The 21,289-nt window shown below is 51.0% G+C and carries 22 protein-coding genes; 9 read left to right on the top strand and 13 right to left on the bottom strand.

Going from position 1 to position 21,289, the window contains the following annotated elements:
* Positions 1-5: 5 nt before the first annotated feature.
* The 5 genes from LX87_RS24645 to LX87_RS24625 all read right to left on the bottom strand — a co-directional run bounded on the left by LX87_RS24645 (position 6) and on the right by LX87_RS24625 (position 4,921).
* Positions 6-1,175 (bottom strand): efflux RND transporter periplasmic adaptor subunit, encoded by a 1,170-nt coding sequence (locus tag LX87_RS24645; protein WP_111630959.1) that lies wholly within the window; start codon positions 1,173-1,175, stop codon positions 6-8.
* A gap of 39 nt (positions 1,176-1,214) precedes the next feature.
* Entirely contained in the window at positions 1,215-2,558 is a 1,344-nt protein-coding gene (locus LX87_RS24640; RefSeq protein WP_111630958.1) for a TolC family protein, read from the bottom strand.
* A 120-nt stretch (positions 2,559-2,678) separates the two neighbouring features.
* Positions 2,679-3,194: a shikimate kinase gene (locus tag LX87_RS24635; protein ID WP_111630957.1), complete on the bottom strand. Its 516-nt coding sequence runs from the start codon at positions 3,192-3,194 to the stop codon at positions 2,679-2,681.
* 24 nt (positions 3,195-3,218) lie between these two features.
* On the bottom strand, positions 3,219-4,367 hold the full coding sequence (locus LX87_RS24630) for a BT_3928 family protein (protein ID WP_111630956.1): 1,149 nt from the start codon (positions 4,365-4,367) through the stop codon (positions 3,219-3,221).
* Complete coding sequence (locus tag LX87_RS24625; protein WP_111630955.1) at positions 4,364-4,921, bottom strand: DUF1599 domain-containing protein; 558 nt, start codon at positions 4,919-4,921, stop codon at positions 4,364-4,366. Before LX87_RS24625 ends, LX87_RS24630 begins: the two co-directional genes overlap by 4 nt.
* A gap of 103 nt (positions 4,922-5,024) precedes the next feature.
* On the opposite strand from LX87_RS24625, the gene folP reads away from it, so the two are divergent.
* From folP to LX87_RS24610, 3 genes are all read left to right on the top strand, one after another.
* Complete coding sequence (gene folP, locus LX87_RS24620; protein WP_111630954.1) at positions 5,025-5,873, top strand: dihydropteroate synthase; 849 nt, start codon at positions 5,025-5,027, stop codon at positions 5,871-5,873.
* A 20-nt stretch (positions 5,874-5,893) separates the two neighbouring features.
* Positions 5,894-6,733: a diadenylate cyclase CdaA gene (gene cdaA, locus LX87_RS24615; RefSeq protein ID WP_111630953.1), complete on the top strand. Its 840-nt coding sequence runs from the start codon at positions 5,894-5,896 to the stop codon at positions 6,731-6,733.
* 178 nt (positions 6,734-6,911) lie between these two features.
* Complete coding sequence (locus LX87_RS24610; protein ID WP_111630952.1) at positions 6,912-7,196, top strand: hypothetical protein; 285 nt, start codon at positions 6,912-6,914, stop codon at positions 7,194-7,196.
* Here the strand turns inward: LX87_RS24610 and LX87_RS24605 are convergent, their stop codons facing one another.
* The 3 genes from LX87_RS24605 to LX87_RS28900 form a co-directional block, all read right to left on the bottom strand.
* Complete coding sequence (locus LX87_RS24605) at positions 7,197-8,738, bottom strand: capsule assembly Wzi family protein (protein ID WP_111630951.1); 1,542 nt, start codon at positions 8,736-8,738, stop codon at positions 7,197-7,199.
* Positions 8,739-8,930: 192 nt separating this feature from the next.
* A complete protein-coding gene (gene glf / locus LX87_RS24600) occupies positions 8,931-10,073 on the bottom strand; it encodes a UDP-galactopyranose mutase (protein WP_111630950.1) in 1,143 nt (380 codons plus the stop codon).
* Positions 10,074-10,156: 83 nt separating this feature from the next.
* Positions 10,157-10,333: a hypothetical protein gene (locus LX87_RS28900; protein WP_170139449.1), complete on the bottom strand. Its 177-nt coding sequence runs from the start codon at positions 10,331-10,333 to the stop codon at positions 10,157-10,159.
* Between the two features lie 130 nt (positions 10,334-10,463).
* Here LX87_RS28900 and LX87_RS24595 point away from each other — a divergent pair, with 130 nt between their 5' ends.
* The gene (locus LX87_RS24595) at positions 10,464-11,486 is read left to right on the top strand and encodes a S1C family serine protease (protein WP_111630949.1); all 1,023 of its coding nucleotides are present in this window, start codon (positions 10,464-10,466) and stop codon (positions 11,484-11,486) included.
* Positions 11,487-11,559: 73 nt separating this feature from the next.
* Here the strand turns inward: LX87_RS24595 and LX87_RS24590 are convergent, their stop codons facing one another.
* The 3 genes from LX87_RS24590 to LX87_RS24580 are packed head-to-tail and all read right to left on the bottom strand — an operon-like array spanning position 11,560 to position 14,964.
* Complete coding sequence (locus LX87_RS24590; protein WP_111630948.1) at positions 11,560-12,693, bottom strand: FG-GAP repeat domain-containing protein; 1,134 nt, start codon at positions 12,691-12,693, stop codon at positions 11,560-11,562.
* A gap of 30 nt (positions 12,694-12,723) precedes the next feature.
* Positions 12,724-13,911 carry a class I SAM-dependent rRNA methyltransferase gene (locus tag LX87_RS24585; RefSeq protein WP_111631054.1) on the bottom strand — a complete coding sequence of 396 codons (1,188 nt, stop codon included), beginning with the start codon at positions 13,909-13,911 and terminating at the stop codon, positions 12,724-12,726.
* A gap of 48 nt (positions 13,912-13,959) precedes the next feature.
* Positions 13,960-14,964 carry a zinc dependent phospholipase C family protein gene (locus LX87_RS24580; RefSeq protein ID WP_111630947.1) on the bottom strand — a complete coding sequence of 335 codons (1,005 nt, stop codon included), beginning with the start codon at positions 14,962-14,964 and terminating at the stop codon, positions 13,960-13,962.
* Positions 14,965-15,053: 89 nt separating this feature from the next.
* Here LX87_RS24580 and LX87_RS24575 point away from each other — a divergent pair, with 89 nt between their 5' ends.
* The 3 genes from LX87_RS24575 (at position 15,054) to radC (ending at position 16,677) form a co-directional block, all read left to right on the top strand.
* A complete protein-coding gene (locus LX87_RS24575; protein ID WP_111630946.1) occupies positions 15,054-15,455 on the top strand; it encodes a Dabb family protein in 402 nt (133 codons plus the stop codon).
* A 98-nt stretch (positions 15,456-15,553) separates the two neighbouring features.
* Positions 15,554-15,820, top strand: a complete 267-nt coding sequence (gene rpsT / locus LX87_RS24570; RefSeq protein ID WP_111630945.1) for a 30S ribosomal protein S20 — start codon at positions 15,554-15,556, stop codon at positions 15,818-15,820.
* 161 nt (positions 15,821-15,981) lie between these two features.
* Positions 15,982-16,677: a RadC family protein gene (gene radC / locus LX87_RS24565; RefSeq protein WP_111630944.1), complete on the top strand. Its 696-nt coding sequence runs from the start codon at positions 15,982-15,984 to the stop codon at positions 16,675-16,677.
* A gap of 61 nt (positions 16,678-16,738) precedes the next feature.
* On the opposite strand, the gene LX87_RS24560 is transcribed toward radC, so the two are convergent.
* Both LX87_RS24560 and hisB read right to left on the bottom strand, forming a co-directional pair.
* Positions 16,739-17,170 (bottom strand): hypothetical protein, encoded by a 432-nt coding sequence (locus LX87_RS24560; protein WP_111630943.1) that lies wholly within the window; start codon positions 17,168-17,170, stop codon positions 16,739-16,741.
* A 390-nt stretch (positions 17,171-17,560) separates the two neighbouring features.
* On the bottom strand, positions 17,561-18,685 hold the full coding sequence (hisB, locus tag LX87_RS24555) for a bifunctional histidinol-phosphatase/imidazoleglycerol-phosphate dehydratase HisB (protein WP_111630942.1): 1,125 nt from the start codon (positions 18,683-18,685) through the stop codon (positions 17,561-17,563).
* Between the two features lie 252 nt (positions 18,686-18,937).
* Here hisB and LX87_RS24550 point away from each other — a divergent pair, with 252 nt between their 5' ends.
* Positions 18,938-19,900 carry an NYN domain-containing protein gene (locus tag LX87_RS24550; protein ID WP_111630941.1) on the top strand — a complete coding sequence of 321 codons (963 nt, stop codon included), beginning with the start codon at positions 18,938-18,940 and terminating at the stop codon, positions 19,898-19,900.
* Positions 19,900-21,255, top strand: coding sequence for an anthranilate synthase component I family protein (locus tag LX87_RS24545; protein ID WP_111630940.1), 1,356 nt, complete (start codon positions 19,900-19,902; stop codon positions 21,253-21,255). The genes LX87_RS24550 and LX87_RS24545 overlap by 1 nt, the downstream gene beginning before the upstream one ends.
* Positions 21,256-21,289 lie beyond the last annotated feature (34 nt).

The following is a 21,289-nucleotide window of genomic DNA, read 5'->3' as shown; positions in this document are numbered from 1 at the left end:
GCGGGTTAACGGGTTTGGCCGGTTGCTGACGGAGCCGCAGCGGATGAGGTGGATTGGGGAGCCCCCGCACCATCAGCCACTTTGACAACCGCACCTTCCCGTAATTTTTGAATACCTTCAGTCACAATTTTATCTCCTTCACGAACTCCTTCCTTCACAATCACATTGGCACCAATCCGGTTGCCCAACTGCACTTTCCGTTGTGACACCTTGCTGCTGTCGCCGAGCACGTACACAAAGTACTCGCTCATCTGCTCCGTAACGGCTTTGTACGGAATCAGCAACCGCTGTCCCGACTCACTGTTGAGCACCCGGACGTTACCGTTCATGCCAGATTTGAGCATTTTCTGTTTGTTGTTGAAGACCAACCGGATTTTGAGTGTTCCGGTTTGCGGATCAACGGCCCGGTCAATGATCGCAATGCGACCGGAAGCCTTGTATGCCGTTCCGTCGGGCAGGACAAAAACAAAGGTGGAATCGTTGTGTTTACGGTTTTGAAAGCGAACAAAGCGCGGAATGTCGGTTTCGTCAACGGCAATGTCAACGGCAATCGGATCTTCGGCCGAAATGGTGTTTAGCAGGGTTTGTCCCGGTGAAACGGCGGCTCCCAGTTTTACCTGCGAAATTCCGATGGTACCGGTCAGCGGGGCTTTGATGGTTGCGTAATTCAGGCTCGTAGCCACCCGCGACACATTGGCTTTGGCAGCCGCAAGCTGCATTTTGGCCGACTGGAGGGCCGCTTCGGCGTTGTCAACCACCTGCCGGGCAATGGCGTCCTGCTTTGCCAGCGTTTCGTACCGATCCGCATCCTTCTGCGCACGGTTCAGATTGGCCTCAGCCACATTGACATTCGCAACGGCTTCGTCGTAAGCGGCCTGATATTGCTGTTTGTCAATCTCATACAGCTTCTGGCCTTTGCTGACTACCTGCCCTTCCTGGAAGAAAATATCGGAAATGTAACCCGACACCTGCGGGAAAATCTGCACTTCGTTCAGGGGGGTTACCGTTGCCGGATATTCGTCATAATAAACGGCGCTACCCGTTGTTGCCTCAACGACCGAAACCGCTGGCGCTGGGGGCGGCCCCTGCTGGGCCTGTTTGTTGTCTCCTCCGCAAGAGGTCAGAATCAGGAGTGTTACGAGCGGTATGGAAAGCGTACTCAGGCAATTCTTCATTGGAGATTTTGGGTAAAAAATAACTTGCATGATTTGTCCTTAATAAGTCGGTACGGTTCCGAGCGCCCGCTGAACGTCCAGCTTGCTGACCAGTACCTGATAGAGCGCGTTGAAATACGTTAGTTGGGTAGCCCGAAGATCGTTCTGGGCGATGATGACATCCAGATAGGTGCGAACGCCGGAACGGTATTGCAACTGGATAACCCGGTAGACATCGGTTGCCAGGTCCAGATTTTCCTGCAAAGCCCGGTAATTGGCCAGATTGCCTTTGTAATTCGCCAACGCCTGCTGGTATTCCGTATTGACCGCATTGGTCAGATTGGTTAAATCCCACCGCGAACGTTCCAGCCGAAGTTCCGCAATCCGGGTTTCCTGCACACGCCGACCGCCCTGGAAAATCGGCAGGGCAATCGAAAGTCCGACGAGCGAATTGGGGAAATTTCGGCTGTACAACCGGGCAAACTCGTTGTTCTGGAACACGAAGTTGTAGTTGGCCAGTGCCGAAACCGACGGCAGGTACGCCCACCGATTGTACTGGAGATTGGCTTTCAGCAAATCCTGCTGCGTCTGGAGCAACTGAAACTCAATCCGGTTTTCGGGACGGATCAGTTGAGTGGTATCGATATAAATTTCGTTGGCAAGTTGCAGCGTATCGTACGTCAGTTGCAGTTCAGCCTTGGGCGGATAGCCCATCAACTGTTTGAGGTACTGCGCCTTACCGTTGATTTGCTCCTGCGCCTGTTTGCGTTGCGCGCGGGAGTTGTTCAGGGCAATAGCCGCCCGTTTGTAGTCGGTCCGGTCGACAATACCGCTCTTGTACTGGTTGGTCGCGTCCTGTAAGCTTCGCTCCAGCCGAAGGATGTCGCTGTCCAGAATATCCACCTGTTTCTGGGTCAGAATCAGATCATAAAACGCTTTGCTCACATTGACGGTTACATCAATCTGGTTATCGACCAGACTCTGGCTGGCCTGCCGACGGTATGTATCGGCGGTACGGCTGGCAAGCAAGGCATCGCGGTTAAAAATATTCTGGTTCAGCGTAAACTGAATGTTCGACAAATTTGCTAAACCCGTGGTTACCGGAACACGCTCCGGCGAAGAGGGATTACTGAAATTAGGGAGTAGCGAAATGGGTAATTTAAGGTAATGCTGAATGTTGTAGGCGCCCGAAATCTGCGGCAGCCAGTTCGACAGCGCGGAGCGGATTGTTCGTTCGGCAATCAGCTTGTCAAGCTCCGATTGTTTGATAACAGGCTGGTGCTGAAGTGCATATTGAATACAACTTTCTAATGTGGCCTGTCGTAGTGTCGAGTCAGCAGCTTGTTGCGAATAGGATAATAAGGGCCCGAGAGAGAGCAGCCAGGCAATCAGGTACTTTTTCATGAATATACGGCTCAGTTTGCCTTTAAAGGGGCATGAGGAAAGCAAACTGTATAGAATACACAATGATTCTTTCAAATGGTTCCACCACCCCTGAAAGATTATAAATTATCCGAATATAGTTCAGGACTGTAGATAAGGCTCAATCTGCCGGCCCAGTTCTTCCACCGCCGTTTCGCCGGATACCGTTAGGTCGGCCTGAAGGTAAAAATTCCGGCGATCGGTGTATTTCTGCCGGAGATTTTCCAGCAATGTGGGGTCCTGACGCTTGAAAAGCGGACGATCATCCTGGCTATGACGCTGCATCCGCTCGAGCAATTGCTCCGGCGAAACATCCAGAAAAATGCTGAATCCGGCCGTTTTGATGTACGCCATATTGTCGTGAAAACACGGCATACCGCCCCCCGTAGCCACCACGAGCCGACTGTCGGGCTGGATGGTGCGCAATACCCGGTTTTCAACTTCCCGGAAATAGGTTTCCCCGTTGGTCCGGAAAATGTCGTTGATACTCCGTCCTCCCTCCTGCTGAATGACGAGCTTGTCGGTATCCACAAAGCGATACCCCAATTGCCGGGCCAGCCGTTTTCCAAGCGTTGATTTCCCGGAAGACGGCATTCCGACCAAAAAAATATTTTTCATTTAACGAACCGGAAAGACAACCACTTATTTTTTGGGCAGTAGAGACAGCACGGTTTCGGGCGCTGGCGTATCGGTATGATGCCACTTGCCGCGCACCACGCCGTTGCTGATCAGCCACAGGCCCGGATTGGAACGCACGATGGTTTTTAATACCGTCGCGTCGGCCTTGTAGACCGGAACCGCAAGCTGGTATTCGTGCCGAAAAGCATTGATTTGCTCATCGCTGACCGACGTTAGAATCATGGGCATCACGTTGTTGTCTTCCACCCCTTTCATCAATTTCCGGATGGCGGGCATGTCGCCGATGCTCAGGTCGTGAATATCCCGGATAATCAGCATCAGTTTATTGCCCTCAAACGTCGCCTGCGTAAAGTCGCCTTCGTCGTTCCAGACCCGGTAGTCGGTAATCTTGGGTTTGGCCGATTCGTTCATCAACACCATTTCCTTAAATTTATAGGTGGTGTCGGTCGGGTATTTTTCAAACTCGTAGTCTTTACCATCCTTGGTCAGCACGTAGGCAAACCGTAATGGCTCGGAGGGTTGCATCTGCGCCGGAATGCTTTTGCCAACGGCGTAAGGCAGCAAATCAAGCGGAGGCAGGTGCTGAATGGCATATACCCCCAACGCGACGGAAGCGACCGTAGCCAGCCCGACCAGAAAGCCGGTGCGCAGGTTGCGAAACACACGCCGTTGCCAGATAATAACCAGAATCAGAACCAGCAGGAAAATATCCTTGCTAAAGGATGTCCACGGTTTCAGCTTAATGGCGTCGCCAAAACAACCGCAGTCGGTCACTTTATTGAAATAAGCCGAGTAGAACGTCAGGAAAGTAAAAAAGACGATCAGCGCCAGCAGAATCCAGGAAGTAAGCCGGATGCGGTACGACAGCAGCAGGGCCACGCCCAGCACCACTTCAGCCGCGCAGAAAAATACCGACAGGATTAACGTATACGGAATCAGGCCGTGAAAAAAGCCCGCCATCGACGGCACATCGAGCGCAAACACTTCGAAATATTCGGTCAGTTTAATCTGGGTGCCAACCGGGTCATTGATTTTAATCAAACCCGAAAAAATAAAAATGACACCAACGACAAAACGGGCAATCTGCGCGATGACGCGTTGCCAGGTGGCCGTCGTCCGGGCAGGAACGGCACGGGTTTTTATAGGATTCATTGAGGTACAGAGGTTTCTACTACGCCCAGTTTAATCAGGCAGAATACGGCATAATTAATCATATCCATATAATTCGCATCGACGCCTTCCGAAATCAGGGTTTTGCCCTGGTTGTCTTCGATCTGCTTCGTGCGCAGGAGTTTCATCAGGATGATGTCGGTCATGGAGCTAACCCGCATATCCCGCCAGGCTTCGCCGTAATCGTGGTTTTTGGCAAACAGCAGCGCCATCACGTTGTTTACCTGACGATCATAGAGGTCCGTTAGTTCCTGGTCCGAAAACTCCAGTTGGTCGTTACCGGCCAGTTCCAGTTGAATCAGAGCCATCACGCAGTAGTTGATGATGCCCATAAATTCGGGCACCACGCCTTCTTCCACCCGGTGTGTCCCGCGCTCCTGCAAGGTTCGGATTCGCTGGGCTTTGATAAAAATCTGGTCGGTGATGGAGGGCAGCCGCAGAATGCGCCAGGCCGTACCGTAGTCTTTATTCTTTTTCTGGAAAACCTCTTTGCAGAGTTGAATGACTTGCCGATATTGAGCTTCGGTTTGCGACATACGTTGGATTCTTCAGTGAGCAGTCATCAGCAGGTGTCACCGTTTTTTGCGGCATACTGACCGATAACCGAAGAACGGAAACCGGAGATTACCCACTAATTTCATGCCGAAAGTTACGAAAAAAACGCTCAACCTGCGGGGAAATGTTCTGGATTTGACCACGCCGGTTGTGATGGGAATACTAAACAGTACGACGGATTCCTTCTTTGCAGGAAGCCGTTTACCTTCTGTCGATCAGGCGGTTGAACGGGCAGCCGCGATGCAATCTGAAGGTGCGCTGCTGATTGATATTGGCGGTTATTCAACCCGCCCGGGAGCCGCCGACATTAGCCCGCAGGAGGAAGCCGACCGGGTTTTGCCGGTCATCGAAGCCCTTACCCGAGCCATTCCGGCGGTCTGGATTTCCGTGGACACCTTCCGGGCGTCGGTGGCGCGTCAGGCCGTCGAAGCGGGGGCCGTGCTGGTCAACGATGTGTCGGGCGGTACGCTCGATGCACGCATGTTCGAAACCGTCGCACGACTGCGGGTGCCGTACGTCCTGATGCACATGCGCGGAACGCCCCAGACCATGGCGCAACACAGCCACTACCGGGATTTGGTGCCAGACGTCTTAGGGGAACTTCAGGAACAATTGACCCAGCTTCGGGCACTGGGCCAGGCCGACGTGCTGATTGATCCCGGCTTTGGATTTGCCAAGACACCCCGGCAGAATTTCCAGCTTCTGAACCAACTGGAAGCCTTTCAGACCTTCGATGCGCCCCTGCTGGTTGGGCTGTCGCGCAAATCCACCATCTGGCGGACGCTGAACGTGCAGCCCGAAGAAGCGCTGAACGGTACGACGGTATTGAATACGCTCGCCCTGGCGAAAGGGGCCGACATTTTACGGGTACACGATGTTCGTGAAGCCGTTGAAGCCATTAAACTGGTTACAAGTTGTCAACAGGCTGCTTGAAACCGACAAGATAACCCTGAATCTCTGTTATGAAAATTGGTTTTCTCGATATCGAATGGGTGGATTTGCTGGACGTTTTGCTGCTGGCTTTTCTGCTGTATCAGATTTATTATTTGGTAAAAGGTACCATCGCCAGCCGGATTTTTCTGGGTTACTTACTGATTTACCTGCTTTATCTGGTGGCCAAAGCCGTTGGTCTGGAGTTGCTGACGACCCTCCTGGGTTATTTCATCAGCGTCGGTGCGCTGGCGCTGATTATTATATTCCAGCAGGAAATCCGACGGTTTTTGCTCATTATCGGCAAATCGACCAACATTGCCAACAGCCGTTTCTTCCTGCGCTGGTTTCGGCCCCCTGCCGTTTCCGAGCCGGCGACCCCACTTAAACCCATCGTGGATGCCTGCAAATCCATGTCGTCAGAATTTACCGGGGGCCTGATGGTGGTCAGTAAAAACGATGATCTGGATAAGTTCATTCAAACCGGCGACTCGTTGGACGCCGTGGTTTCGAAGCGTTTGCTATTGTCAATTGCCGGACAATACAGTCCTCTGCGCGACGGTGCCGTGATTATCAGCGACGATCGGATTCGGGCCGCCCGCTGCATTCTGCCCATTTCGGAGAACGATGAGATGCTGACCTCAACCGGCTTCCGGCACCGGGCCGCCATCGGAATCACCGAAGTAACCGACGCAGCCGCAATCGCCATTTCTGAAGAAACCGGACGCATTTCGCTCGCCATTGACGGCGAACTGTACGCCAATATCTCCTCGGCGGAGCTGGAAGAAAAGTTACAGAATTACCTGATGGATGTCAGCAAACCGCGCAGACGGGAAAACGGCAAGGGGAACAACCACACATGAAGTGTTACTGGTTGCTGTATTTCATAACGCAATTGTTACTAAATAACAGACAAAGCTACTTAGTGATGCCGCTAGCTAAATTCGGCATTTTATTCCCGTCGATTCCGTTTTTTTCTGGCGGCTGACCCGTAAACTGCGTCCAATTTAAAGAAGGATTTGCCTTCTGACAGTGCAGCTTATGTTAACCCAACCAGAATACAACCAGCTTCCCTTACCCCAGAAAGCCGACCTGCTTCGGCGGCATGGGCAGCATTTATTAAACCGCGAATCGCCACCGTATACAGTCAGTCTGTATTCGGTCGGTAATTTTTTCGTGGAAGCTTATTACAGCCAGAGCAAATACTACAAAGGCGGTCATGAACTGCGGGATTTGCTTTCCATTCGTACGCAGAACGGTCCCTGTAATCAGAAAAGTCCTTTAGAACACTATCTGGATCAGATTGACCTTCATGGCCTTATTTGATCAGTTCCATGTTTTACGCAGGCTGATGTACAAACCCGTGCTATTGGGGTATAAGTTACCCCGATCGGTCGCTAAGGATACCGTCGACTGCATACCGCCCCAAATGGCTACCGGAAAATGGACCATCAGCCGGGAAGAAAACTGCCGGGTCTTTTCCGGAAAGGGTTTCAGGTAGGTACCGGAATTGTCGCTGTAGGAACATTTCAACTGAAAAACGGTCGTCCGAAAACGCCCCGCCAGACCCGCGTGCATGACCCAGAGCCGATTGTTGTTGGTAAAAAAAGGAAACGGACCGGTAGTAGGACGAGGTAGCGCCGGGTTGGTATCAATGGCCGGTGGGATGAACGGTGTTCCAATGGTTCGGCCCCGGTACGACCAGCCGTCGATGTACTGCCCATGATTAAAGTAATTATCCGCTCCCCGGTCTCTGTCAATGTAACTGAACGTCGCCCCTCCCTGGCTTTTAGTATATAAAAACTCAAGCACCGCCGACTGGATTTGCCAGTTTTGGGTGGCTCCCCGCCCGTTACGGTATCGAATACCGTTCAAGCCGTCGGCGATGTTGGTGAGGTAATACAGCGACCCGTCTTCGTAAATACTTTGCCGGTAGAAGAGCAATGAGAAAGCTCTGGCGTTTACCTCAAACCCGAGATCAATCGACCCCAAATGATTGCCCAGACGGTTGCCGCGGTCGTTTTTACTGTACTCGGTCGTATCGATGGCATCGCCTTTGGCCGCCAGCGATAGTCCGGTAACGGCATGGAGGTAGTTAGTGAATCCGCCGGGAAAACGGCCGTTTTTGATCAGTTCGTCGTCGGTAATCACCTTGCTTCGCCCCGCCCATTGGACCTGATGGTTGAAACCACCGTAAAATCGGAACAGCCAGTTGGGTTTTCCGAGCCGTCCGTACAAGGCTTTCTGGTGCAGGTACGAATGCGTCACGGGGCCTTTGTTACCAAACCAGCCGTGGGCATATAGACCCCGAAAGGCCACAATTCCCCGGGTAAAACCGATGGGCGTGTACTCGTAAAGAGAAAGCTGGATTTTAGGCATCGGCAGGGCATTGCCCGACCAGCTATACGAACCGGTTCCCAAAGAAGAATCCGCCAGCCCGATGATTTCCCGCCGACGGCCTATCATCAGTTCCAACCCCCGCAGCTTTCCGTTCACATAGGCTTCGGACAGGAGCACCTCCGGTTTTCGGGCCAGATTTGCCACTGCTTCAAGGCCGTACCCCCAGGATATCATCCGGTGTTTAACGGCCCTGGCATCAGGTAATCGGGGCCTATCATCACCGTACTGGGCCTTTATCCCGGCCCGGGCTGTTACGAAAGGCGAGGAGTTGGGAACAATACCGTACTGATTGGTACGGAGCCAGAAAGGAGTTCGGTGAGAAGTACTACCCGATAAGCCTAACTCCGTAAAGATCTGAACGGGCGACTTTTTCGGGAGAGTTTCCGCCCAGGTCGAATCCTGACCAAAAGCGTATCCTCGACCGAGCGTCAACTCCGTCAACGTCAGTAGCAGTAAGGGTATTTTCATACAAAATGAGCCTAAATCTAAATAGCCTGGTATCGTTTAGACGCCATCAGGCAAAAAAGTAATCTCATTTGTAATGAAATTTGCCCCTAAAAACGAAATACTCACTTATGATCGCCAAAATCTCAACCAGTTTTAACCGGTATACTATCTGTCGATCAGAAATGAGTATTCAAAAACTTCTTATTTACTATTTTATTCGTTCGGTGTTTTTCCGGCGGCCACATCAGCCAGCGAATCGGCTCCAACCAGTTTTTTATACAGCGTCAATGCCTGAGCCACAACCTGGTCCATGTTGTAATACCGGTACGTTCCCAATCGCCCTACAAAGTGGACATTATCCTGCTGATCAGCCAGTTGTTTATACTTCCGGTACAACTCCGCGTTTTCTGGCATCGGCACAGGGTAATATGGGTCGCCCTCGGCCTGCGGATACTCAAACGTGATGCTGGTTTTGGTTGGATGTTCCTGTCCAGTCAGGTGTTTATATTCCGTAATGCGTGTGTAGGCGTGGTCATTCGGATAATTGACAACGGCCACCGGCTGATGCCATTCTTCGTTGAGAGTTTTGTGCTCAAAATGCAGCGAGCGATACGGCAGTTTCCCGTAACAGTGATCAAAGTACTCGTCAACCGGCCCGGTATAAATCAACTGATCGTATGACAAACTGTCTTTAACGTCTTTGAAATCCGTACTCAGCATCAGCGTGATGTTCGGATGATCGACCATTTTTTCAAACATCTTCGTGAAACCGTGCAGCGGCATGGCCTGAAACTCATCCGAAAAATACCGGTCGTCCTGATTGGTCCGGGTCGGAATACGGGAAGTAACGGATTTATCCAGCTCCGAGGGGTAAACGCCCCACTGTTTCTTGGTGTAATTCTTGAAAAACTTCTCGTAAAGATCGCGCCCCACCTGACTAACAACCACATCCTCAGAGGTTTTTATATTCTCTACAGGTTCGCCAACGGTTTTAAAATAGTCGGCGAGTTCTTCGGATGTAAAGTTTTTCCCGTATAGTTTATTGACCGTATCCAGGTTGATCGGTATGGGCAGCAACTGCCCTTCTACCGACGCCAGCACCCGGTGTTCGTAGGGCCGCCATTCGGTGAAATTTGACAGGTAAGAAAAAACATCTGCGGAATTGGTATGGAAAATATGGGGACCGTACAGGTGGATAAGAATACCGTCTTCGTTGTAATAATCATAGGCGTTGCCACCGATGTGCGGGCGTTTATCGAGTACCAGAACCTTCTTGCCGGACTGGCTGGCCAAACGCTCGGCCAATACGCTACCGGCATATCCGGCTCCAACAATTGCAAAATCGTAATGCTGCATAAAATCGCTTAAAATGGGGTTATGAGTGTGGATAAAAATACTAAATTTTCTCGATGGCCGGGCTGAAACTCCGGATTCGTTATCTAACGCGCCAGATACTTCCGGCGCACTTCATTGATCAGAAACTTTTTCTGGGTAGTAAAACTTTCCGGATGCAGCTGTTCAAATTCGGCTTTCCAGGATGCATACCGCCCCGGTTCTTGTTGCTCAAATTGCTGCTTATCAATCTTTTTACTGACTAAATATTCTTCAAAGGTCATCGCGTTGCCGGTAGTATACGGATATGGGTGAGCAAAAATACAATTACACTGACAAATTGACGGTTCGACCTGCCCTTTCTGGCCTGGCCCTTTCTTTGCAAGTTGTATTTACAACTAACTATGCAAAATCATGGACGTACAATTTGTAACTGATATGGGTTTGGAATCGTTTACGGGCAAACCCGGAGATTCGGACGCTCCACTTCTCGATGCGTATTCCAACACCGTGGTAAATGTAGCGAAAAAAGTAAGCCCCTCGATCGTACAGATTAAAGTGAGCGGTCGTCAGCGGGAAGGCCAGCCGCCGGTCCGGGGGCGCGGCCAGCCCGACGGCGGAACGGGTTCGGGTTTCATCATTTCCTCGGATGGTTACGTGATCACGAATAATCACGTTGTGGCCGGAGCCTCAAAAATTGAGGTGGCTCTGCCCGACGGCCGCGACTTTGAAGCCACCCTGATCGGTCGCGATCCGGCCACCGACATTGCCGTAATCAAAATTTACGGTGACGGTCTGAAAGCCATCCGGTTTGCGGATTCCAAACAGGTCCAGGTCGGTCAGATCGCCATCGCGGTAGGCAACCCCTACGGTTTTCAGTATTCCGTTACGGCGGGGGTCGTCAGTGCGCTGGGCCGGACGCTCCGGTCAGAATCGGGCCGCCTGATCGACGACGTAATCCAAACCGATGCCTCGCTCAATCCGGGGAACTCCGGCGGACCGCTGGTCAATTCGCAGGGCGATGTAATTGGTGTCAATACCGCCGTTATCCTGCCCGCGCAGGGCATCTGTTTTGCGGTTTCGTCGAACCTGACGGCGATGGTAGCCGGAAAGCTCATCATGCACGGGCGGGTTCGCCGGGGGTATCTGGGTATTGCCGGCCAATTGATCAACCTGACCGAACGCATCAAGCAATACAACCACCTGAACGCTAAAACCGGGGTAATTGTGGCCAGCACCGAAGCCGACGGCGTTGCCTACAACAGTGAACTAAAGCAGGGCGATATCATCGTTGAATTCAACGGCCAACCCGTCACATCCGTGGATGACCTCCATAAATTACTGATCGAAGAAACCATCGGTCAGCGCATTACAATGGCGGTTTTACGGAGTAACGTCCGGCGTGATGTTGTGGTGATTCCGGGCGAAGTGAAGTAACTCTCAACAAAAAAGGAGTCGGATCAATGAACACCGCAACCGGTTTTCACGTGATCCGACTCCTTTTTATCGTTTATTTCTCGTTGAAGAAAATTTCCAGGCCGTCTTTCCCGGCTACAATGATGTCCAGCCGACCGGTGCCGCGCAAATCGGCGAGGGCGAAATAAATACCGGTTCCTTTGCCTTTTCCCGGCTGCCCATAGGCGATTGTGTGTTTAACGAATTCCTTGCCGTTCCAGGTAAAATAATACAGCCCTACGTCGTCATAAGCACCAGGATCGCCGTCGTTATGGGCCCGATACCGTTTGCCGGTGATGAGTTCAGGCTTTTTATCACCGTCGAGATCGGCCCATTCCAGCACGTGGTACTGCGATGCTTTCTCATCAATGGTGTGCTTTTTCCAGCCACGTTTGCCGCCTTCCAGCGTCTGCTCGTACCAATGCAGGCCATAGCCGTGCCCCTGACCCACAATCAGATCGTTGCGTTTATCACTGTTCACATCCACGACCAGAATCGGAACACTGGCAGTACCCAGTTCAAATTCCGGATGCAGCGTCCACGGTCCTTTTTCGCGGTCAGCGGGTGCTTCGAGCCAGCCTTTGCTGACGATAAAATCCTTGCGACCATCGCCGTTCACGTCGCCCACTCCCAGCCCGTGGTCCTGCGTGGGGGCCACATCGACCTGTTTAAAGGTTCCGCCTTTTTCCAGTTTAAAGTACTTGAGTGGGTGTTTTGGATTGTTGGGTACAATTTCAACGGTTCCGTCGCCGTCTACATCCCAGGCGCGGGTGGTTTCCACATTCCCCACTTTCCCGATTTCGTGCACGGTCCAGAGGTCTTTTTTGCCAATGCCGGGATTTTCGAGCCACTTTAAATCCTGCCCGAACCAGCCACCCGTTATGATGTCGAGGTTACCGTCGGCGTTTACATCCAGCGGAATCGTCGAGAAATCATCGTAGTACTGGTCAAACCGTTTCTGATTCCCGATTAGATACCGTTTGCGAAACATCGCTTTCGGGTCCGTCGAGTTTTCATACCAGAAATCCCCCGAAATCAAATCCGGGCGGCCATCCTTGTTAAGATCGGCTACCCCAACGGTTTCATAGCTTTCGGCGGCCACAAAATAACGGCTGAACTGAATGTCTTTCGAGTCGGTTGCCAGCGAAAGCAATCCTGCAAGTCCAATGGAAAATGCACCTATTTTCATACTTGCAAGTTTATAAATAATCTTGGATAATTACTCCACCCACAGAACTAATCCTTTCAGATAACCGCCTTCGGGATGAAACAGATTAACGGGGTGATCGGCGGGCTGGCTGAGGTGGTGCAACACCCGCACCTGCCGCCCGGCTTCGATGGCTGCGGCCACAACGGTATTATAAAACAACTCCCGGTCAATCACCTGCGAACACGAAAAGGTAAAGAGAATTCCGCCTTTGGCCACCCGGCGCAACCCCTCGGCATTCAGCCGTTTGTAGCCCTGCACGGCCCGGTGACGCGCGGAAAGACTTTTGGCAAAAGCCGGTGGGTCCAGCACCATCACTTCGTATTCATCGTCGTGCGCCTGAAGGTATTTCATGACATCATCGGCAAAAGCTTCGTGCCGGTCGGCCGCCTGAGCCTCGCCAAAATTAAGCGCTACGTTTCGATTCGTCAGGTCAATGGCTTTCTGGGAAGCGTCTACTGAATGCACCAGCCGCGCTCCGGCCTGCAACGCATACACCGAAAAACCACCGGAGTAACAGAACGCATTCAGGACTTTTTTCCCGGCCGAATACCGGGCCAACAGGTTGCGGTTATCGCGTTGGTCCAGAAAAAAGCCGGTTTTCTGACCACTAATCCAATCCACCAGAAACTTGTGCCCGTTTTCTTCTACCTCATGGGGCACATCCACCAACCCATACCGGTAGGCATTCTGAACAGAGGCCGCGTATTCGTCGGGGAGCGTTTCGGCGCTTTTGTCGTAAACCGCCCGCAGTTCGTTCCCAAACACATTTTTGAGGGCTTCGGTAATCAAATTCCGTTCGCGGTGCATTCCGATGGAATGGGCCTGCAATACCGCCACCCCGTTATACATATCAATAATCAAACCCGTGCAGCCGTCGCCCTCACCGTGCACAAGCCGGTAACAATTGGTAGCGGGAGGCAACAGGGCCGCCCGAACGGTCCGGATATTCGCCAGTTTCTGCGTCCAGTAGGCCACATTGGGAATCACCGGCTGAAACGAAAAAATCCGGACCAGAATACTGCCGTTATGATAATGGCCCGTTGCCAGGTAGTTTCCTTTTTTATCCAGCACTTCCACCACATCACCGTCCTGCGGTTCGCCTTCGGTCCGGGCAACGGCGCCGGAAAATACCCAGGGATGAAACCGCCGGATGGCGTCCTCGCGCCCGGAGCGCAAATATATCTTTGGTAAATTCATTGAATTAAAGCTGCTTTTGCGGGGCGAAGCTACGAAAATTCGGGGCAACTAGTCTTCACTGCGGACTTTCAAAAGCCGTTTCAGCCAGCTTTGCTGCTCGTCTGCTTCTGCCTTCCGGTCAGTTTCAGCCAGCGTAAAATCTGCCAGGCTCTTTAAATCCGGCTGCCCGGCATCCACCCAGCAGGTATACCAGAAATCGCCCACCATTTTGATGGACGCCCGCATCTGCCGCTCCACCTGACCCCGCAGCCGTTCATGGTATTTCCGGGAAAAATCCTCGGAATAGACCTTTGTGGTCAGGTTATTACGCTCTTCAAAACCGTATTTACGGGTTTCGCCCACTTGTTCCGTTAGTTCCCGTTCGATGCTCAGGACCGAATCCAGCGCCATATGCGCATCAAAAACCGCTCGCCAGGCGCGTTTCTGCGGGGAGTCTACGTAAGCAGCCGGACCCACAAAAAAGTCGTAATCGTTACTGAACAACTCCGGCAACCTCGACTCCCAAAAGCCGTGAACCCCCTGCTGCCCGGTTAGTTGCCCGTTGTAATTGCGGGTTGTATGCAGCGGTACGTTGGCGTCGGCAATATAATGGCCCAGGTCCGCCGAGATTTTCAGGATACGCCGGGCATCGCGGGCTTTAAAGGCTTCGGTGAGCTGATACTTAACCAGTTGAATATGCCAGGGCACAATACCGTGTAAGGCCAACGTGTCTTCTCCGTACCGTTCAGCCGCCTGTTTCCACATCCGCGGCAGGGTACGGCCTGATGTATCGGCGTAAGCATCCAGGTCGATAAAATGCCGGGGAGCCTCCCCCACGACCGCATACCGGCGCTTGTCAGGATTTACGGCGTTCTCGGTCAGGTAGTCAATATGTTTTTTATAGAAGACGATCATTTCCGGCGGCAACGTAAAAACGGCCAGCCGATTGATCCGTTTATGCCCATAAAATCCCCACTGCGGAGCCGCAACCGAATAAGCAGAAGCGACCGTTTCAAAAAAAAAGAGTAAAAAAAGTTGGTTCAAAATAGTTAAGTAGTACTTTTGGCTAAACATAGTACTTTAAAAAGAAAAGTTTACACTTTATTTATAAACGGCTATGTTATTCAGAATATTATTTCGAATAAAGCCAAATTGACAAAATCATGAAACGCAAATCTTTGGGCTACGGCCTGATTCTTTTCTTCTTTGGGGTTTTTGGACTGATTATCTACGGTGCCTACTCACCCGCACGAAAAGCCCAGAAACAGCAAATCATATGCTTTAAATTCAAAGAAGGCACTAAAAATGAAGCAATTGAGCAGCATATGCGTCAGTTTGCAGCTTTAAAGCATGAAATCCCTCAGATCATTTCTTATACCTCCGGAAAGACTTTACAGGGCGTCGGTGGCACTTCATCCGAATATGATGTTGTACACTACCTCACATTTCAGAGCGAAGCTGATATTGAGACGTATACCCGGAATGAAAAGCAACGGGAGTTTGTAAAAAATAATCAGAAAAGCTGGGACAAGGTGTTCACCATTCATTCCGACATCCGGCAGTAAGCTCTGAAAGGTGAAGTGAGAATTATTTGCATAGTATCTCATAAATGCCTACTTTTGCGGACATTTGTGAGAAAACTGTATACTGTACCAAATAAGCAATGGCAAATCATAAGTCGGCAATGAAGCGGGTCCGGGCAAACGAAAAGAAACGTTTGTTGAACCGTTTCCAACACAAAACGACCCGTACGATGATCAAGAAATTGCGGCTGACAACGGATAAAGCGGCTGCAACGGAACTGTTCCAAACGGTGTCGTCGTTGCTGGATAAACTGGCAAAACGTAACATTATTCACAAAAACAAAGCGTCCAACAACAAATCTAAATTGGCGAAACACGTCAACGGTTTGGCTGTTGCTGCTGCTTAACTTATCCACGGAATGACCTTTTTTTAGGCCATTACCTGTGCGTAGTTCGATTTAGTGTATTTCACGGACTCAAGTCCATGTGTACGAATCAAACACGACCAAGAACCTTATCTGATTTATTCGGGTGAGGTTTTTTTTGTTGCTCTACCACACCATCCACCATGACGTACGACAATTCCCGCAAGATTCTGAGCTGGGCGGAAGAAGACCGTCCCCGCGAAAAAATGATGCTCAAAGGGCGGGCCGCCCTCTCGGATGCCGAACTCATCGCCATTCTGATTGGCTCCGGAACCCGCGACCTTTCCGCCGTCGATGTATCAAAAATTATCCTGAACAGCGTCGGCAATAACCTAAACGAACTGGCCCGTTTGAGCGTCAGCGACCTGTCAAAGTTTCGGGGAATTGGGGAGGCTAAAGCCATCAGCATCGTGGCGGCTCTCGAATTAGGCCGTCGCCGGAAAGAAGAAAACCGTCCGCAACGCACGCGTATTACCAGCTCAGGCGATGTGTACGAGGAAATAAAACCGCACCTGCTCGACAAGCCCCACGAAGAATTCTGGATTTTGCTGCTCAATCGGGCCAATGAAGTCATCCGCCCCGTGTTGGTCAGTTCGGGTGGCGTGTCGGGAACGGTGGCTGACCCGAAGTTAATTTTCAAACCTGCTCTCGAACAACTGGCCAGCGCCATTATCCTGATTCATAACCACCCTTCCGGCAATCTGACGGCTTCACAGGCCGATAAAGACCTGACCCGAAAGCTGAAGGAGGCCGGGCGTCTGCTGGACATTCCGGTACTCGACCACCTGATTTTTACCGACCGATCGTACCTGAGTTTTGCGGACGAAGGTATGCTTTAACCCATAAAAAAGCCCGCCGGGTTTAAACCCGGCGGGCTCACGAATACCGTCCAGTTACTACTTACTTCTGCGTAACCGTTACAACGGCTTCCTGCGGTGTTCCATCCGGTTTGGTCCCCGGGAAAGGCTGCACATCCGACAGCGTTACTTCGTAGGTTTCGCTGCCCAGCTGGAGCGTCACCGAACTGCGATTCTGCATTTGCTGACCGCACTGGCCGATGCATAATTCGCCGGTTTTTGATTCGGTGTCGTCCTTCAGCGTAAACTTCACCTGCGCGTTTCCGTACCAGACACACGTGACATTGGCCGGGCAGCGGCTGTCCGTGATGTTGTCAACACTCAGGGTAACATTCTGTTTAACCCGGGCCGACTGGTTGACTTTCACCGTGACAGGCGAATTTTGTTCGACGGGAACGACTTTGTTGTCTTTTTCGCAGCCTACCGCCAGTAAACCAACCAGCAGTAATCCGTACAATGTTTTAAATGGTGCCATTTACTTTGTTGTTATTGTTTCCAGCATGACCCCGCAAAATCGATCACCGTTGGAATGGCATTAACTTTTTTTCCTGCTGGCTCCGTGGTCCGGATTATTCATAAAAAAAGGACCCACGGGGGTCCTTTCTGAAATATATAGCGGCCTTATCGGTGGACAATGGCGTCATCCACGCGGCAAACCGTTTATTCGTCGTAATTAATACTTCCGCTCGTTGTTTTCCAGCCAGCGTCCGGTAATGAAAGCCGCTGTTAACAGGACGACGTAAAAAAGGATCGTTACAATATTCATTAACATAATGGTACCTGTTTTTGGTTCTGGCGCAAAAATATAAAAAACTGAATTGGCGGCCCACACTTGGCGGGATTAATCTTCAAAACGGTTTTTCTTTTACAATACCCCTTTGGTGCTGGGCAGTGTGTCGAGTGCTTTCAGGTCGCGTTTCACCGCCATTTTGATGGCTTTGGCGAAGGCTTTAAAAATGGCTTCAATTTTGTGGTGTTCGTTCTGGCCTTCTACTTTGATATTCAGATTACAGAGGGCGGTATCCGAAAACGACTTAAAGAAATGGTAGAACATCTCGGTAGGCATTTCCCCGATTTTTTCCCGGCGGAACTCCGCATCCCAGACCAGCCAGGGGCGACCTGAAAAATCAATACCGACCTGCGCCAGGGCTTCATCCATCGGCAGCAGGAACCCGTACCGGCTGATGCCCCGTTTGTCGCCCAGCGCCCGGCGGTAGGCTTCCCCCAGCGCCAGGGCCGTATCTTCGATGGTGTGGTGTTCGTCGATGTGCAAATCGCCCTTGACCCGGATGGTCAGATCAGCACCGGAGTGTCGGGCCACCTGGTCGAGCATGTGGTCAAAAAAACCAAGGCCGGTTTCGATGCTGGCCCGACCCCGCCCGTCCAGGTTCAGTTCAATATGAATCTGGGTTTCGTTCGTATTTCGGTCGACCGTGGCAATTCTGGCAGGCAATTTGAGCAGTTCGTAAATGCGGTCCCAATCGTCGGTACACAGGGCCAGGGCCTGGTGCATAGCGTCGGTCATGCCTTCCGTTGGATCTTGGGGAGCAATCAGGATGGCTTTGGCATTTAAATTGACAGCCATTTGAATATCCGTCAACCGATCGCCGATCACGTAGCTTTCGGGGAGATTATACTCCCCGGTCAGGTAGTCGGTCAGCATACCGATGCCGGGTTTGCGCGTAGGCGCGTTATCGTGCGGGTAGGTGCGGTCGATATGAACCGCCTTGAAATGAATGTTTTCCCCTTCGAGGGTTTTCATCATTTTGTGGTGGGCGGGCCAGAAAGTGTCTTCCGGAAACACAGCCGTTCCCAAACCGTCCTGGTTGGTAACCATTACCAGTTCAAAATCGGTTTCCTCGGCAATTTTGCGCAGGTTGGAAAGGACTTTCGGAATATATTCCAATTTTTCAAGCGAATCGACCTGCTGGTCAGGCTGGGGTTCGAAGATGATGGTACCATCCCGATCAATGAACAGAACTTTCTTCATGACTGTTTATTAGTGGTGTGCAAAGGTAGCGAATAGACGAAATGGAATGGTATGTGCGTTATTTTTTAGTATTTTGCACCCGCTTAAACCTTGTATACAAATTTTTATCTATAAGAAGTTATAAAAAAATAGTATGTAACCACTAAGTAAACGCCCTGATAAATAAGTTTACGCAATAAAATACTAAAACAGCGATCCCGTATCTTTTTTACATCTTAATTGTCACTATCATTATCTTCTTAGTAATTAGAAATGCAAAGTCAAAAAAGCAGCAAACTAACTCGTATCGCGGTAATTTATGATGGTAATTATTTCCTGCACGTAAGTAATTATTATAACTACTCCCACGAAAGACGCAGCCGCATCAGTATTTCGGGTTTACATGAATTCATCCGCGCCCAGGTAGCACTAGAAGAACAGACGGATTTCCGTTTATGCCAGATTGTCGACGCCCACTATTTCCGAGGGCGTTTGAATGCGCATGAAGCCAGCCAACGCGGCAATCAACTGTTCTACGACCGTTTGTTCGACGATATTCTGATGTCAGAAGGAGTCGTTACGCATTACTTACCGGTTAAAACCTTTCAGGGTTCACGGCAGGAAAAAGGCATCGATGTCTGGCTGGCCCTGGAAACCTTCGAATTAACCATCTCCAAGCAATTCGATGTGGTGGTTCTGATTACCGCCGATGGCGATTATGTACCCCTGATTCGCAAACTCAATACGCTCGGAACCCGAATTATGGTCCTGAGCTGGGACTTTGAGTACTACAATGATGAAGGTGAAAAGCTGGTTACCCGCACCTCGCAGGACCTGCTGAAAGAGGTTTCGTACCCGGTTGCGATGCATGAAATGATCGACACCCGGCTTCGAAAAAACGATCCGCTTATTCAGAATCTCTTCGTAAAGCAATCGACCCGGATGGTGGCGGGCGACGACACCAACATGACGTTTGCCCAGGAATATGACCGTTATACGGCCGCCCCAACAGTGTTCGATTCGGAGGACTCCGAATACAAAATCAGCACGATACGCAGTTTAAAAAATGGGTACGGTTTTATCAATTACCCCCCTAACAACCTGTTTTTTCATTATACGAGTTTAAACGATATCGATTTTAACGAGTTGCAGGTCGACGATGAGGTAAAATTCCGAATCGGAAAAAATGCCGAAAGTAAAGACATTGCCATCGATGTTCACCTGGAGCATAACTAATGGGCATCAGTGCCTCTCGTCACGAACGTACGATACTGCTGGAGTCAACGGGTTCAGAACCCGTTGATTTCTGGCTGAAGAAAGCTTTACACTGGGCCATCCGCCAATCCGATCACGTTGTTTTTTTTAGTAACAACTCCGCCTATTTGCCCGGATTTTCGCTTCCTTACGCGGCATTTCCCAATCGGCTGGCGGTTGGTGTTTATAAAACGGTTGCGTTTAGCCCCCACACCGATCCTTTCGACACCCTGTACCATCATCATCAGCAGCATCCGGATTTTCTGGTCGGTTATTTTGGCTATGATCTAAAAAACCGGATTGAATCGCTGGAAAGTCGCCACCCCAATGCACTGGGCTTTCCGGACGTGTATTTCTTCCAGCCGCTGCACCTCATTGACTTTGATCGCAACCGAATGACCGTCCGCTCGTGGGGCAATCCCGATCAGGTCATCGACGAAATTACCGCCAGTCCGCTCCACCGGCGCAATCCGCCCGCTTCTTCAGCAAGCAGGGTGCGGGAAACCGTGCGGTGCCGGGTTTCACCGGAGGAATACCGCCAGACCGTTCGGAAAATCCAGCAGGATATTATTGACGGTACGGTTTACGAGCTAAACTACTGCATGGAGTTTTTTCTCGAAAATACCCGGCTCGACCCTCTTTCGGTATATGACCAGTTGACGGAGCGATCACCCATGCCGTTTTCTCATTTTCAGCGAATCGGTAATCACTACGTCATAGGCGCTTCGCCCGAGCGTTTTTTAAAAAAAACCGGCAACCGGCTCATTTCTCAACCTATCAAAGGCACGATTCGGCGCGGAACTGACCCTTCCGATGATGAACGGCTTCGGCAGCAGCTACGCAGCAGCGAAAAAGAGCAGGCCGAAAATCTGATGATTGTGGATCTGGTTCGCAACGATCTGGCCCGCAGCGCCGAAACCGGAACCGTTCAGGTAGATGAGCTCTTCGGTATTTATCCGTTCCGGCAACTTTTCCAGATGATTTCAACGGTTTCAGCGACCCTGAGAGCGGATTTGCCTTTTACTACGGCCATCAAAAATGCGTTTCCGATGGGCAGCATGACCGGAGCGCCCAAAGTGCGGGCCATGGAACTGATCGACCAGTACGAAGCCAGTCGCCGGGGGCTCTACTCGGGGGCCGCGGGTTTTATTACGCCCGAAGGCGATTTTGATTTGAATGTGGTCATCCGAAGTATTTTTTATAATTCGTCCACCGGCGACGCTTCTTTTTCGGTGGGTAGCGCCATCACGTACGACGCTGACCCTCAGCAGGAATATGAAGAATGTTTATTAAAAGCGGACGCTATATTATCGGTACTACAAGAAGCGGCTTCGTAAAATAATACAATTATTTGTGTGCATCACTTGCAAT

The sequence above is a fragment of the Larkinella arboricola genome, from assembly GCF_003259745.1.
GTDB classification, from domain to species: Bacteria; Bacteroidota; Bacteroidia; order Cytophagales; family Spirosomataceae; genus Larkinella; species Larkinella arboricola.
The sequence above is the reverse complement of the archived record's forward strand: the minus strand, read 5'-3'. Positions and strand labels throughout refer to the sequence as shown.

Excerpts from the sequence above, each read along its gene's own strand:
- LX87_RS24560 (WP_111630943.1), bottom strand. The coding sequence starts at position 17,170 with ATGGCACCATTTAAAACATTGTACGGATTACTGCTGGTTGGTTTACTG.
- radC (WP_111630944.1), top strand. The coding sequence starts at position 15,982 with ATGACGTACGACAATTCCCGCAAGATTCTGAGCTGGGCGGAAGAAGAC.
- LX87_RS24580 (WP_111630947.1), bottom strand. The coding sequence starts at position 14,964 with ATGTTTAGCCAAAAGTACTACTTAACTATTTTGAACCAACTTTTTTTA.
- glf (WP_111630950.1), bottom strand. The coding sequence starts at position 10,073 with ATGCAGCATTACGATTTTGCAATTGTTGGAGCCGGATATGCCGGTAGC.
- LX87_RS24610 (WP_111630952.1), top strand. The coding sequence starts at position 6,912 with ATGTTAACCCAACCAGAATACAACCAGCTTCCCTTACCCCAGAAAGCC.
- folP (WP_111630954.1), top strand. The coding sequence starts at position 5,025 with ATGCCGAAAGTTACGAAAAAAACGCTCAACCTGCGGGGAAATGTTCTG.
- rpsT (WP_111630945.1), top strand. The coding sequence starts at position 15,554 with ATGGCAAATCATAAGTCGGCAATGAAGCGGGTCCGGGCAAACGAAAAG.
- LX87_RS24585 (WP_111631054.1), bottom strand. The coding sequence starts at position 13,911 with ATGAATTTACCAAAGATATATTTGCGCTCCGGGCGCGAGGACGCCATC.
- LX87_RS24645 (WP_111630959.1), bottom strand. The coding sequence starts at position 1,175 with ATGAAGAATTGCCTGAGTACGCTTTCCATACCGCTCGTAACACTCCTG.
- hisB (WP_111630942.1), bottom strand. The coding sequence starts at position 18,685 with ATGAAGAAAGTTCTGTTCATTGATCGGGATGGTACCATCATCTTCGAA.
- LX87_RS24640 (WP_111630958.1), bottom strand. The coding sequence starts at position 2,558 with ATGAAAAAGTACCTGATTGCCTGGCTGCTCTCTCTCGGGCCCTTATTA.
- LX87_RS24575 (WP_111630946.1), top strand. The coding sequence starts at position 15,054 with ATGAAACGCAAATCTTTGGGCTACGGCCTGATTCTTTTCTTCTTTGGG.
- LX87_RS24605 (WP_111630951.1), bottom strand. The coding sequence starts at position 8,738 with ATGAAAATACCCTTACTGCTACTGACGTTGACGGAGTTGACGCTCGGT.
- LX87_RS24635 (WP_111630957.1), bottom strand. The coding sequence starts at position 3,194 with ATGAAAAATATTTTTTTGGTCGGAATGCCGTCTTCCGGGAAATCAACG.
- LX87_RS24545 (WP_111630940.1), top strand. The coding sequence starts at position 19,900 with ATGGGCATCAGTGCCTCTCGTCACGAACGTACGATACTGCTGGAGTCA.
- LX87_RS24595 (WP_111630949.1), top strand. The coding sequence starts at position 10,464 with ATGGACGTACAATTTGTAACTGATATGGGTTTGGAATCGTTTACGGGC.
- LX87_RS24590 (WP_111630948.1), bottom strand. The coding sequence starts at position 12,693 with ATGAAAATAGGTGCATTTTCCATTGGACTTGCAGGATTGCTTTCGCTG.
- LX87_RS28900 (WP_170139449.1), bottom strand. The coding sequence starts at position 10,333 with ATGACCTTTGAAGAATATTTAGTCAGTAAAAAGATTGATAAGCAGCAA.
- LX87_RS24550 (WP_111630941.1), top strand. The coding sequence starts at position 18,938 with ATGCAAAGTCAAAAAAGCAGCAAACTAACTCGTATCGCGGTAATTTAT.
- LX87_RS24630 (WP_111630956.1), bottom strand. The coding sequence starts at position 4,367 with ATGAATCCTATAAAAACCCGTGCCGTTCCTGCCCGGACGACGGCCACC.
- LX87_RS24625 (WP_111630955.1), bottom strand. The coding sequence starts at position 4,921 with ATGTCGCAAACCGAAGCTCAATATCGGCAAGTCATTCAACTCTGCAAA.